Origin of the sequence: Yersinia sp. KBS0713, assembly GCF_005937895.2 — a bacterium.
GTDB lineage: Bacteria > Pseudomonadota > Gammaproteobacteria > Enterobacterales > Enterobacteriaceae > Yersinia > Yersinia bercovieri.
Window position 1 is genome coordinate 1832635 of record NZ_CP042173.1, and the last position, 12560, is coordinate 1845194.

Consider the following 12560-nt stretch of genomic DNA (forward strand, 5'->3'; position numbering starts at 1 on the left):
AAACTGTCTGCCGCTTCGGAAGCGAATATTGGTGAAAGGTGCAGTAAAACGGCCTTTTTCTTTGACTCTATGTCGTTACAAAGTTAATATGCGCGCCCTATGCAAAAGGTAAAATTACCCCTGACCATTGATGCGGTTCGTACCGCTCAGAAACGTTTAGATTACGCAGGTATCTATTCGCCTGAGCAGGTTACACGAGTAGCCGACTCAGTGGTAAGTGTGGACAGCGATGTCGTGGCCTCATTATCGTTTAATATTGATAATCAGCGTCTGGCGGTTATTACAGGTCATGCGGACGTCGATGTAACATTGATGTGTCAGCGCTGCAATAACACGTTTGCACACCATGTTCATACAACGTATTGTTTTAGCCCGATCGTCAATGATGAGCAGGCTGAAGCATTACCGGAAGCGTACGAGCCGATTGAAGTCGACGAATTTGGCGAAGTTGATCTGCTGGCAATGATTGAAGACGAAATTATTCTTTCACTGCCTGTCGTTCCGGTACATGATTCTGAACACTGTGAAGTGTCCGAGGCGGACATGGTATTTGGTAAACTGCCTGCAGAGGTGGAGAAACCCAATCCATTTGCCGTATTAGCCAGTTTAAAGAAAAGTAATTAAGGAGTAAGGTCAATGGCCGTACAACAGAACAAACCAACTCGTTCCAAACGTGGCATGCGCCGTTCACACGATGCGCTGACCACTGCCACTCTGTCTGTGGACAAAACTTCCGGTGAAACTCACCTGCGTCACCACATCACAGCTGACGGTTTCTACCGTGGCCGCAAGGTTATCGGCTGAGTAGTACTTGCTAATCTTTAGCAAGGCGATACCTTGACTTGTCTAACCCTGGCGTTAGATGCAATGGGTGGGGACTTCGGTCCCTGCGTCACAGTGCCTGCTTCATTGCAGGCACTGGCCTCTAACCCACAGCTAAAACTCTTGCTGGTCGGGGCTCCCGACACCCTCACTCCGTTACTTGTTAATGCCGCTCCTTTGTTGCTGGAGAGGTTGCAGGTCATCCCTGCTGAGCATGTTATTGCCAGCGATGCTAAACTCTCACAAGCTATTCGTGCCAGCCGTGGTACTTCTATGCGCATAGCATTGGAATTAGTCAAAAACGGTGAGGCCCAGGCTTGTGTTAGCGCAGGGAACACTGGGGTATTGATGGGGTTGGCGAAGATGATGATCAAGCCACTGGATGGCATAGCGCGTCCGGCGTTGATGAGTGTCATTCCAAATCAACAGCGCAGTAAGACAGTGGTATTAGATTTAGGCGCTAACGTTGAGTGTGATAGTACGATGTTGGTGCAATTTGCTGTCATGGGATCGGTGATGGCAGAAGAAGTTGTTGGAATTACGAACCCGCGTGTTGCTTTGCTTAATATTGGCGAAGAGGAAAGCAAAGGGCTAGATAATATCCGCGAAGCCGCCGCAGTATTAAAAAATACACCGGCAATCAATTATATTGGTTATCTGGAAGGCAATGATTTGCTGACGGGCAAGACTGATGTAATGGTTTGTGACGGCTTCGTGGGTAACGTCACTCTAAAGACCATGGAAGGTGTGATAAGAATGTTCTTGTCACTGCTCAAATCATCGGGCGAAGGCAGTAAGCAATCCTGGTGGCTTAAACTCATTGGGCGCTGGCTGCAAAAACGTGTGGCAAAGCGGTTCGGTCATTTGAACCCCGACCAGTATAATGGTGCATGTCTGTTAGGATTACGGGGCATCGTAATCAAGAGTCACGGTGCGGCGAATCAACGAGCATTCGCAGTCGCCATCGAACAGGCTGTACAGGCGGTGCAGCGGCAAGTCCCTCAACGGATTGCCGCGCGCCTTGAAGCGGTACTACCCAAGAGTGACTGATCGTACATGTATACTAAGATTCTCGGTACGGGGAGTTATCTGCCCGTACAAGTGCGCAGTAATGCTGATTTAGAAAAAATGGTGGATACATCGGACGAGTGGATTGTCACCCGGACAGGTATTCGTGAACGACGTATTGCTGGGCTGGATGAAACCGTGGCGACCATGGGTTTCCAGGCGGCAGAAAAAGCCTTGGAAATGGCCGGCATTGATAAAGACGAAATTGGTCTGATCATCGTTGCAACTACCTCATCAAGCCATGCTTTCCCAAGCTCGGCCTGTCAGGTACAGCAAATGTTGGGCATCAAAGATGCCGCCTCTTTTGATTTGGCTGCGGCCTGTGCGGGCTTTACCTATGCACTCAGTGTTGCTGATCAGTACGTTAAAAGCGGCGCGGTCAAACATGCCATCGTGATCGGTTCAGATGTACTATCTCGCGCGCTGAACCCTGAAGACCGAGGCACAATTATTCTGTTTGGTGATGGCGCAGGCGCTGTCGTGCTGGGCAGATCCGAGCAGCCGGGTATCATTTCGACTCATCTGCATGCTGATGGCCGTTATGGCGAATTGCTCGCACTGCCGTATCAGGATCGCCAACAGCAAGACCAACCCGCCTATGTCACGATGGCCGGGAATGAAGTCTTTAAAGTTGCGGTGACCGAGCTTGCCCACATTGTGGACGAGACATTGCAGGCCAATAATCTGGATCGCTCAGCGCTGGATTGGTTGGTGCCACATCAGGCTAACCTGCGTATTATCAGCGCAACGGCTAAAAAATTAGGCATGGGGATGGATAAAGTGGTGATCACGCTTGATCGTCATGGCAACACCTCGGCGGCATCAGTACCTGCGGCGTTTGACGAAGCAGTACGCGATGGGCGTATTCAACGTGGGCAGCTCGTGCTGCTGGAAGCGTTTGGCGGTGGCTTTACCTGGGGCTCTGCGCTGGTTCGTTTTTGATCTAATAGCGACTCTTTTGATTTAACAGGAATGCAGAATGTCGAAATTTGCTTGTGTTTTTCCAGGTCAGGGCTCTCAATCCCTTGGCATGCTGGCCGATTTGGCCGCACAATTTCCGATAGTTGAAGCAACCTTCAGTGAAGCATCATCGGTACTGGGTTACGACCTGTGGCAGTTGGTGCAACAAGGCCCAGCAGAAGAGCTGAATAAAACGTGGCAAACACAGCCTGCATTGCTGACGGCCTCGGTGGCTATCTGGCGTGTTTGGCAGCATCAAGGTGGTCAATTGCCTGCGATGATGGCTGGCCATAGTCTGGGTGAATATTCAGCGCTGGTTTGTGCTGGGGTACTGGATTTCAAACAGGCGGTGAGTCTGGTTGAACTGCGCGGTAAACTGATGCAAGAAGCCGTACCCGAAGGTACTGGCGCGATGTACGCAATTATTGGGCTGGATAATGAATCCATTGCCAAAGCCTGCGAAGAGTCCGCGCAAGGGCAGGTTGTCTCACCGGTCAACTTTAACTCACCGGGTCAGGTGGTTATTGCGGGTAACAAAGAGGCGGTAGAGCGTGCCGGTGCTGCGTGTAAGGCTGCTGGCGCCAAACGTGCCCTACCTTTGCCGGTCAGCGTGCCTTCTCATTGTGCGTTGATGAAACCTGCGGCGGATAAGCTGGCAGCAGCACTGGAAAATATTGAGTTCCAGGCACCGATATTCCCTATCGTGAATAACGTAGACGTGAAAACTGAAGTGTCGCCAGAAGCTATTCGTAGTGCGTTGGTGCGCCAGTTATATAATCCGGTACGTTGGACTGAGAGTGTTGAATTTATGGCAGCAGAAGGTGTTGAGCTGCTGTTAGAAGTTGGGCCGGGTAAGGTCTTGACTGGCTTAACCAAGCGTATCGTTGATACTTTAGCCGCAGCGCCGGTAAACGATGTTGCCACGCTAACGAGTGCGCTTGAAAATCAAGAAAGAGGATAACATGAGCTTCGAAGGAAAAATTGCGCTGGTAACCGGCGCTAGCCGCGGTATCGGCCGGGCGATTGCAGAGCTATTGGCTGAACGTGGTGCCCGTGTTATTGGTACAGCGACCAGTGAGAAGGGTGCACAAGCGATTAGCGCCTACTTGGGCGATAGTGGCAAAGGTTTAATGCTAAATGTCGTGGATCCAGCATCAATCGAGTCAGTTTTGGCAACGATTCGTGCGGAATTTGGCGAAGTCGACATTTTAGTGAATAATGCAGGTATTACGCGTGATAACCTGCTGATGCGTATGAAGGACGAAGAGTGGCAAGATATTATTGACACCGATCTGACTTCCGTATTCCGTCTGTCAAAAGCGGTAATGCGCGCTATGATGAAAAAGCGGTTTGGGCGTATCATCACCATCGGGTCTGTAGTTGGGACAATGGGCAATGCGGGGCAGGTTAACTACGCGGCAGCTAAAGCGGGTCTGATCGGTTTTAGCAAGTCTTTGGCGCGTGAGGTTGCTTCACGTGGCATTACTGTCAACGTTGTGGCACCTGGCTTTATTGAGACGGACATGACGACGGCGTTGACAGATGATCAACGCGCAGGCATTTTAGCCCAGGTACCAGCTAACCGGCTTGGGCAAGCTAAAGAAATCGCCAGCGCTGTTGCATTTTTAGCCTCTGACGAGGCCAGCTACATCTCTGGTGAAACATTACATGTCAATGGCGGCATGTATATGATTTAAAAATCACGAAAGTATTTGCGTTATTTGGGGTGGAAACCGCAAAATAGCGTAAAATCGTGGTTTGACCAGCCGAGATTTAGTTGCATCTTTTTCAACATTTTATACACTACGAAAACCATCGCGAAAGCGAGTTTTGATAGGAAATTTAAGAGTATGAGCACTATCGAAGAACGCGTTAAGAAAATCATCGTTGAACAACTGGGTGTTAAAGAAGACGAAGTGAAGAACAGTGCTTCTTTCGTTGAAGATCTTGGCGCGGATTCTCTGGACACCGTTGAGCTGGTAATGGCTCTGGAAGAAGAATTTGATACTGAGATTCCAGACGAAGAAGCAGAAAAAATCACTACTGTTCAGGCAGCTATTGATTTTATCAACGCTAATCAGCAGTAAGCGAACATGCTTTTAGTTTAGATAGTTAGGCGGTCATTCGACCGCCTAAGTTTTTTTTGTCCTAAGCGTTATTTTCCCTCCTTGGAGGACAACCGTGTCTAAGCGTCGAGTTGTTGTGACTGGACTGGGCATGTTGTCTCCTGTCGGTAATACAGTCGAATCCACATGGAAAGCTGTTCTTGCCGGGCAGAGTGGCATCAGCCTGATCGACCATTTCGATACTAGTGCCTATGCAACGCGATTTGCTGGCTTAGTAAAAGATTTTAATTGTGAAGATTACATTTCGCGTAAAGATGCACGCAAAATGGATGCTTTCATACAGTACGGTGTTGCCGCTGGCATGCAAGCCATGCAAGACTCCGGACTTGAAGTGACAGAAGCGAATGCGCCTCGTATCGGTGCCGCGATTGGCTCGGGGATTGGTGGCTTGGGTCTGATTGAAGAGAACCACGCCTCATTGGTGAATGGTGGGCCACGTAAAATTAGCCCGTTCTTCGTGCCCTCAACCATTGTTAACATGATTGCCGGCCACTTGACCATTATGTATGGTCTGCGTGGGCCAAGCATCTCTATTGCGACGGCATGTACTTCTGGTGTGCACAACATCGGTCACGCGGCACGTATCATTGCTTACAATGATGCTGATGTCATGGTGGCGGGTGGGGCTGAAAAAGCCAGTACGCCATTAGGTGTCGGTGGTTTTGGTGCTGCTCGCGCATTGTCTACTCGCAACGATAACCCACAGGCAGCAAGTCGCCCATGGGATAAAGAGCGTGACGGTTTTGTGCTGGGTGATGGCGCAGGCATGATGGTGCTGGAAGAGTACGAACACGCGAAGAGACGTGGTGCAAAAATCTACGCTGAAGTTGTTGGGTTTGGTATGAGCAGCGATGCCTACCATATGACCTCTCCACCGGAAGACGGCTCTGGAGCAGCATTGGCCATGGTGAATGCCTTACGTGATGCGGGTGTAACCCCCTCTCAAATTGGTTATATCAATGCCCACGGCACATCAACTCCTGCTGGTGATAAAGCCGAAACGCAGGCAGTTAAGTCTGTATTTGGTGAAGATGCCCGTAAAGTGATGGTCAGTTCCACCAAATCTATGACTGGGCACTTACTTGGTGCGGCAGGTGCAGTTGAATCTATCTTCACTGTGCTGGCTCTGCGTGATCAGGCCATCCCCGCGACCATTAACCTGGATAACCCAGATGAAGGTTGTGACCTGGACTTTGTTCCCCATGATGCCCGTCAGATAAAAGATATGGAGTACACTCTGTGTAACTCCTTCGGCTTCGGCGGCACAAATGGCTCTTTGGTTTTCCGCAAGGTATAACCTTGGCTGTTAAGCTTCTGCTGCTTAAAAGACCCGGTTTTCCGGGTCTTTTATTAGCTAAACCACCCACCCTCATAACATCCCTCAATAATAATTGTCTCAGATCTGAAAACATCCATTGGCTTAAAACTGATACTGTCAGATGACAAACAATCGCATCCCACTTAAAGAGAATCTGAATGTTCTGGATTAATGGCGTAGAGCAAAATTTAATTTCAGCTTCTGACCGTTCGGTGCAGTTTGGTGATGGCTGTTTTACCACTGCAAGGGTCTCTCACGGGCGGGTGGTGTGGCTTGATAAGCACATACTGCGCTTGCAGCTGGCGACTGAGCGCTTATTGATGCCCGCAGTAAATTGGAATGCATTGACCCAAGAAATGGTCGAAGCGGGAAACCATACCGAGGAGGGGGTACTGAAGGTGATTATTAGCCGGGGTAGTGGTGGGCGCGGCTACAGTGGCACGGCTTGTCAGCATCCGACGCGGATTATTTCCCTCAGTGATTATCCGGCCCACTACCATAGCTGGCGTGAACGTGGTGTCTCACTGGCACTTAGCCCTGTACCTTTGGCGCGTAACCCCTTGCTGGCTGGCCTGAAGCATCTCAATAGACTGGAACAAGTACTGATTCGTGCGCATCTTGAGCACACAACAGCCGATGAGGCACTGGTGCTTGACACTGAAGGTATGCTGGTGGAATGCTGTGCGGCTAACATATTTTGGCGTAAAAATGGGGTGATATTTACTCCCGATCTGAGCCAATCCGGTGTTGATGGCATCATGCGTCAACAGATTATGGCCTGTCTTGAGGCGCATGGTCGGCGGGTCGAGATTGTGGCACAACCGCCGGGTGTCCTGGCTGATGCGGATGAAGTGGTTATTTGTAATGCGCTGATGCCGCTACTGCCGGTAAATCGCGCCGATAACTGGGTTTATCATTCGCGGCAACTGTTTGATTTCCTGAGTCAACATTGCTGTGATGCATGAGTGACTCAATATAGCTTTCATGAATACTTTTAATGTGAAGATGGCCGTCCGATGAAAATAAAAAGCACCAGAGCGATAATCCTGTTGGCGGTGATCTGTTTGGGATTACTGCTGCTGGGTTATCAAAAAGTACAGCGTTTTGCCAACCAGCCATTGGCGATTACGCAAGAGACCATTTTTAAGCTGCCGGCGGGTACCGGGCGGGTGGCATTGGAGAATTTGCTGCAACGTGATCACCTGATTAAAAATACCCGCTTATTTCCTTGGCTACTGCGTATCGAACCTGAACTGGCTAAATTCAAAGCGGGGACTTACCGCTTTACCCCCGGAATGACGGTGCGCGAGACGTTGCAACTGCTGGCCAGCGGCAAAGAGGCACAATTTACCGTGCGCTTTGTTGAAGGCAAACGGCTGCGTGACTGGATGGATGAGCTGCAACAATCAAAATATGTGAAGCAGGTGCTGGAGGGCAAGAGTGATGCAGAGATCGCGACCTTGCTGGGGCTGAAAGAGAGTGAGCATCCTGAAGGCTGGCTCTATCCAGATACCTACTCCTACACTGCTGGCACCACGGATCTTACATTGCTTAAACGCGCCCACGTGAAGATGAAGAGCACGGTTGATGAAATCTGGCAAGGGCGCGATAAATCATTGCCTTATAAGACGCCGGGCGAACTGGTCACGATGGCGTCTATCATCGAAAAAGAGACTGCGGTAAATGAAGAGCGGACCAAAGTGGCATCGGTATTTATCAACCGCCTGCGCATGGGGATGCGGCTGCAAACCGACCCGACGGTCATCTATGGTATGGGGGAGAATTATAACGGCAACATTAGTCGTAAAGACTTAGAAACCCCGACGCCTTATAATACCTACGTTATTTCCGGTCTGCCGCCGACCCCCATTGCGATGCCGGGGTTGGCATCCTTGACTGCTGCTGCCCATCCGGCCAACACTGCCTACCTCTATTTTGTGGCAGATGGTAAGGGCGGGCATACATTTACCACCAATTTAGCCAGTCATAACCAAGCGGTGCGGGTTTATCGCCAATCGCTAAAGGATAAAAATGAACAGTAAATTTATCGTTATTGAGGGGCTTGAAGGGGCAGGGAAAACCACCGCCAGAGAGACTGTGGTTGCCACGCTACGTGCCCAGGGGATTAACGATATTGTCTTTACCCGCGAGCCGGGAGGGACGCCGCTGGCAGAGAAGCTGCGTGATTTGATTAAGCAAGGCATCGATGGCGAAGTTTTGACAGATAAAGCAGAAGTGTTGATGCTGTATGCCGCGCGCGTGCAACTGGTTGAAAACGTGATCAAACCTGCACTAGCCCGTGGCAGTTGGGTGGTGGGTGATCGCCATGATTTATCGTCGCAGGCCTATCAGGGCGGGGGGCGGGGCATTGATAGCCAGCTGATGACCTCATTGCGTGCTACGGTTCTGGGCGATTTTCGCCCTGATCTGACGCTATATCTGGATTTACCGCCGACAGTTGGTCTCGCCCGCGCCCGTGCTCGTGGCGAGTTGGATCGTATTGAACAAGAGTCACTGGCCTTTTTCGAGCGCACCCGTGCGCGCTATCTTGCCCTGGCTGCTGCTGACTCAAGCATCAAAACCATTGATGCTTCACAGCCGCTAGAACAGGTGAGCGAATCTATCAGCCAGGTGCTGAGCCAATGGCTGGCTGGCCAGGAAACCTTGTAATGAAATGGTATCCTTGGTTAACGGGGCCTTATCGTCAGTTGATAGGGCAGCACATCGCCGGGCGTGGGCACCATGCGTTACTGCTGCACGCGTTGCCCGGTAATGGCGAAGAGGCGCTGATTTATGGCCTCAGCCGTTGGTTGATGTGTCAGCAACGCCAGGGTGAGAAAAGCTGCGGCGAATGCCACAGCTGCCGTTTGATGTTGGCGGGTAATCACCCTGACTGGTATGTGCTGGCAGCGGAAAAAGGTAAAAGTAGCATCGGGGTTGAACTGGTGCGCCAGCAGATCGAGAAGCTTTACTCTCATGCGCAGCAAGGTGGGGCCAAAGTGGTGTGGTTACCTCACGCCGAACAGCTGACAGATGCAGCTGCCAATGCCTTGCTGAAAACACTGGAAGAGCCGCCAGAGAAAACCTATTTTCTACTCGATTGCCACCAACCGGCGAGCTTGCTAGCCACCTTACGTAGCCGCTGTTTTTACTGGTATCTGGCGTGCCCGGAGACGGCACTCAGTCTGCAATGGCTGCAACGCCAGCTTCAAGCTGAACCTGTTGCGGCACTGGCGGCGCTTAAATTGAGTGAAGGCGCACCGCTGGCGGCAGAGCGTCTGCTGCAACCGGAGCGCTGGACTATCCGAATCACCCTATGTGACGCGCTCAGTAGCGCATTAAGTCATTCGGATCTACTGTCGCTATTACCGCAATTGAACCATGACGATGCGGCTGAGCGCTTACAGTGGATCGCTTCGCTGCTACTGGACGCCTTGAAGTGGCAGCAGGGCGCGAGTGAGTTTGTGGTGAACCGGGATCAATTACCCCTGCTGCAACAGCTGGCACAGGCGGCTACCACGCCGGCATTACTACAATCGGCTCAGCAGCTAGCCCATTGTCGTCATCAATTATTAACTGTGGTCGGTGTCAACCGTGAATTGTTACTCACCGAGCAATTGCTCAACTGGGAAACCGCACTCTCCAGTGGCACCTATTCCACTCTATCTTCGTTGTAAATGGGTTTAATATTATGTTGTTAGTCGATTCACACTGCCATCTTGATAGCCTTGATTACCAGACGTTGCACCGCAGCGTTGATGATGTATTAGCCAAAGCGAATGCGCGGGATGTGGGCTTTGTGCTGGCGGTTGCCACCACTTTACCGGGTTTTTCAGCCATGACAGCACTGATTGGCGAACGCAAAGATGTGGCATTCTCATGTGGTGTTCATCCACTTAATCTTGACGGTGGCTATGATTTTCAGCAGTTGAGAGAGCTGGCTGCGGCAGACAATGTGGTCGCCATGGGTGAGACGGGGCTGGATTACTTTTATCAGCAAGATAATATCCCGCTGCAACAAGCCTCCTTTCGTGAGCATATTCGTATCGGCCGTGAATTGAACAAACCGGTTATCGTGCATACCCGTGATGCGCGCGAAGATACCCTCGCCATTTTACGTGACGAGCAAGCTCAAGATTGTGGTGGCGTTTTACATTGCTTTACAGAAGACAAAGCGACCGCCGCCACTCTGTTGGACTTGGGTTTTTATATCTCTTTCTCGGGGATCCTCACCTTCCGCAATGCAGAACAGCTGCGTGACGTTGCCCGCTATGTGCCGCTGGATAGGTTGTTGGTAGAGACGGATTCACCTTATCTGGCACCGGTTCCTCATCGTGGTAAAGAGAACCAACCCGCCTATGTCCGTGATGTCGCGGAGTATATGGCGGTATTGAAAGGCGTGAGTATTGAATCTCTGGCCGAAGCCACCACAGACAACTTCTGTCGACTGTTTCATCTGGAACCATCGCGACTCGCCAGTGAAACGCGCTAACTTCCTTAATAATACTTTTTTTTAAGCTCGTAATTAATCGCCGAAACGAGTAATGTTCTCACCCGATTTATTGGGTGAGGGCAGGTATTATTGACGTTTTTTTACAAAAAATGTACGGTTTTAAGCAAAATCAGCGCTTTCTTGAAAGAAACGTGACTGCCATCAAACATTAAGCAGGCTATTTATTTTACTCTTCGTAAAAATTAAAGGGGTGCTTTAGACACTCTTATTCGCAAAGGCTTACTCCCCCCTTTGTAACGCCAATAAACGCGAGAAAAAGCAGAAAAAAGCACTATTACTCAGGAGCTCACTCACTATGTTTAAAAACGCATTTGCAAACCTGCAAAAGGTAGGTAAATCGCTAATGCTACCGGTATCCGTCTTACCCATCGCAGGTATTCTGCTGGGTGTCGGTTCCGCGAATTTTAGCTGGCTACCAACGGTAGTCTCTCACGTAATGGCAGAAGCGGGCGGTTCCGTTTTTGCTAACATGGCATTAATCTTTGCTATTGGCGTTGCACTTGGCTTTACCAATAACGACGGTGTATCCGCGTTGGCGGCAGTTGTTGCTTACGGCATCATGGTGAAAACCATGGCTGTGGTAGCACCACTGGTCTTGCATCTGCCAGCAGAAGAGATTGCTGCTAAGCATTTAGCTGATACCGGGGTATTGGGCGGGATCATTGCAGGTGCGATAGCCGCCTACATGTTTAACCGCTTCTACCGTATTCAGTTACCTGAATATCTGGGCTTCTTTGCGGGTAAACGTTTCGTTCCGATTATCTCTGGTTTCACCGCGATCTTCGTGGGCGTGATTTTGTCTTTCGTATGGCCACCAATCGGTACGGCTATCCAGACATTCTCTCAGTGGGCTGCTTATCAGAACTCCGTTGTCGCGTTTGGTATCTACGGCGTGGTTGAACGTGCGTTAGTACCATTCGGTCTGCACCATATCTGGAACGTACCATTCCAAATGCAAATTGGTGAATACACCAATGCTGCGGGTCAGGTATTCCACGGTGACATTCCACGTTATATGGCGGGTGACCCAACTGCGGGTAAACTCTCTGGTGGTTTCCTGTTCAAAATGTACGGTTTGCCAGCGGCAGCGATTGCGATTTGGCACTCAGCTAAACCGGAAAACCGGGCAAAAGTGGGCGGGATTATGATCTCCGCAGCACTGACCTCATTCCTGACTGGTATCACCGAGCCAATCGAATTCTCCTTCATGTTCGTGGCGCCAATTTTGTATGTTATCCATGCAATTCTGGCCGGTCTGGCGTTCCCAATCTGTATCCTGCTTGGGATGCGTGACGGTACTAGCTTCTCCCACGGCTTGATTGACTTCATCGTACTGAGCGGCAACAGCAGCCGTATCTGGCTGTTCCCTCTGGTGGGTATCTGCTACGGTCTGGTGTACTACACCATCTTCCGTGTGCTGATTGCCAAACTGGATCTGAAAACACCAGGCCGTGAAGACTCTTCTACTGAACAAACGACACAGAGCGGCACAGAAATGTCAGCGGCACTGGTTAACGCGTTTGGCGGTAAAGAGAACATCACTAACCTAGATGCATGTATTACCCGTCTGCGTGTTAGCGTGGCGGATATATCTAAGGTTGACCAGGCTGGTCTGAAGAAGCTGGGTGCTGCGGGCGTTGTGGTCGCCGGCTCTGGTGTTCAGGCTATCTTCGGGACAAAATCTGATAACCTGAAAACAGATATGGACGAGTATATTCGTAACCATTAATTCAGGCTAGGGGAGTGCAAAAGG

14 protein-coding genes are annotated in these 12560 nt (G+C 50.4%); all 14 read left to right on the forward strand.

Annotated elements, in window-relative coordinates; translation table 11 throughout:
• Positions 1–99 precede the first annotated feature (99 nt).
• The 14 genes from yceD to ptsG all read left to right on the forward strand — a co-directional run bounded on the left by yceD (position 100) and on the right by ptsG (position 12536).
• A complete protein-coding gene (yceD, locus tag FFE93_RS08580; RefSeq protein WP_005273034.1) occupies positions 100–624 on the forward strand; it encodes a 23S rRNA accumulation protein YceD in 525 nt (174 codons plus the stop codon).
• 12 nt (positions 625–636) lie between these two features.
• Positions 637–804: a 50S ribosomal protein L32 gene (gene rpmF / locus FFE93_RS08585; protein WP_002210931.1), complete on the forward strand. Its 168-nt coding sequence runs from the start codon at positions 637–639 to the stop codon at positions 802–804.
• 33 nt (positions 805–837) lie between these two features.
• Positions 838–1872 (forward strand): phosphate acyltransferase PlsX, encoded by a 1035-nt coding sequence (gene plsX, locus FFE93_RS08590; protein WP_138775039.1) that lies wholly within the window; start codon positions 838–840, stop codon positions 1870–1872.
• Positions 1873–1878: 6 nt separating this feature from the next.
• Positions 1879–2832 carry a beta-ketoacyl-ACP synthase III gene (locus FFE93_RS08595; protein ID WP_032897369.1) on the forward strand — a complete coding sequence of 318 codons (954 nt, stop codon included), beginning with the start codon at positions 1879–1881 and terminating at the stop codon, positions 2830–2832.
• A 37-nt stretch (positions 2833–2869) separates the two neighbouring features.
• Positions 2870–3811: an ACP S-malonyltransferase gene (gene fabD / locus FFE93_RS08600; RefSeq protein ID WP_032897372.1), complete on the forward strand. Its 942-nt coding sequence runs from the start codon at positions 2870–2872 to the stop codon at positions 3809–3811.
• A gap of 1 nt (position 3812) precedes the next feature.
• Positions 3813–4547, forward strand: coding sequence for a 3-oxoacyl-ACP reductase FabG (gene fabG, locus FFE93_RS08605; protein WP_005273041.1), 735 nt, complete (start codon positions 3813–3815; stop codon positions 4545–4547).
• Between the two features lie 153 nt (positions 4548–4700).
• Entirely contained in the window at positions 4701–4937 is a 237-nt protein-coding gene (gene acpP / locus FFE93_RS08610; RefSeq protein WP_002220787.1) for an acyl carrier protein, read from the forward strand.
• A gap of 94 nt (positions 4938–5031) precedes the next feature.
• Complete coding sequence (gene fabF, locus FFE93_RS08615; protein ID WP_032897375.1) at positions 5032–6273, forward strand: beta-ketoacyl-ACP synthase II; 1242 nt, start codon at positions 5032–5034, stop codon at positions 6271–6273.
• A 179-nt stretch (positions 6274–6452) separates the two neighbouring features.
• A complete protein-coding gene (pabC, locus tag FFE93_RS08620) occupies positions 6453–7259 on the forward strand; it encodes an aminodeoxychorismate lyase (RefSeq protein WP_049602435.1) in 807 nt (268 codons plus the stop codon).
• Positions 7260–7310: 51 nt separating this feature from the next.
• A complete protein-coding gene (gene mltG, locus FFE93_RS08625) occupies positions 7311–8336 on the forward strand; it encodes an endolytic transglycosylase MltG (protein WP_138775040.1) in 1026 nt (341 codons plus the stop codon).
• Positions 8326–8964 (forward strand): dTMP kinase, encoded by a 639-nt coding sequence (gene tmk, locus FFE93_RS08630; protein ID WP_032897379.1) that lies wholly within the window; start codon positions 8326–8328, stop codon positions 8962–8964. Before mltG ends, tmk begins: the two co-directional genes overlap by 11 nt.
• Entirely contained in the window at positions 8964–9971 is a 1008-nt protein-coding gene (holB, locus tag FFE93_RS08635; protein ID WP_005273050.1) for a DNA polymerase III subunit delta', read from the forward strand. Before tmk ends, holB begins: the two co-directional genes overlap by 1 nt.
• A gap of 14 nt (positions 9972–9985) precedes the next feature.
• Positions 9986–10786 carry a metal-dependent hydrolase gene (locus FFE93_RS08640; protein ID WP_138775041.1) on the forward strand — a complete coding sequence of 267 codons (801 nt, stop codon included), beginning with the start codon at positions 9986–9988 and terminating at the stop codon, positions 10784–10786.
• Between the two features lie 316 nt (positions 10787–11102).
• Positions 11103–12536: a PTS glucose transporter subunit IIBC gene (gene ptsG, locus FFE93_RS08645; RefSeq protein WP_005273056.1), complete on the forward strand. Its 1434-nt coding sequence runs from the start codon at positions 11103–11105 to the stop codon at positions 12534–12536.
• Positions 12537–12560 lie beyond the last annotated feature (24 nt).

What these genes read in the sequence shown, in the direction of transcription:
- fabG (WP_005273041.1), top strand. Translation starts at nt 3,813, where the DNA reads ATGAGCTTCGAAGGAAAAATTGCGCTGGTAACCGGCGCTAGCCGCGGT.
- tmk (WP_032897379.1), top strand. Translation starts at nt 8,326, where the DNA reads ATGAACAGTAAATTTATCGTTATTGAGGGGCTTGAAGGGGCAGGGAAA.
- rpmF (WP_002210931.1), top strand. Translation starts at nt 637, where the DNA reads ATGGCCGTACAACAGAACAAACCAACTCGTTCCAAACGTGGCATGCGC.
- mltG (WP_138775040.1), top strand. Translation starts at nt 7,311, where the DNA reads ATGAAAATAAAAAGCACCAGAGCGATAATCCTGTTGGCGGTGATCTGT.
- acpP (WP_002220787.1), top strand. Translation starts at nt 4,701, where the DNA reads ATGAGCACTATCGAAGAACGCGTTAAGAAAATCATCGTTGAACAACTG.
- FFE93_RS08640 (WP_138775041.1), top strand. Translation starts at nt 9,986, where the DNA reads ATGTTGTTAGTCGATTCACACTGCCATCTTGATAGCCTTGATTACCAG.
- FFE93_RS08595 (WP_032897369.1), top strand. Translation starts at nt 1,879, where the DNA reads ATGTATACTAAGATTCTCGGTACGGGGAGTTATCTGCCCGTACAAGTG.
- pabC (WP_049602435.1), top strand. Translation starts at nt 6,453, where the DNA reads ATGTTCTGGATTAATGGCGTAGAGCAAAATTTAATTTCAGCTTCTGAC.
- holB (WP_005273050.1), top strand. Translation starts at nt 8,964, where the DNA reads ATGAAATGGTATCCTTGGTTAACGGGGCCTTATCGTCAGTTGATAGGG.
- fabD (WP_032897372.1), top strand. Translation starts at nt 2,870, where the DNA reads ATGTCGAAATTTGCTTGTGTTTTTCCAGGTCAGGGCTCTCAATCCCTT.
- ptsG (WP_005273056.1), top strand. Translation starts at nt 11,103, where the DNA reads ATGTTTAAAAACGCATTTGCAAACCTGCAAAAGGTAGGTAAATCGCTA.
- yceD (WP_005273034.1), top strand. Translation starts at nt 100, where the DNA reads ATGCAAAAGGTAAAATTACCCCTGACCATTGATGCGGTTCGTACCGCT.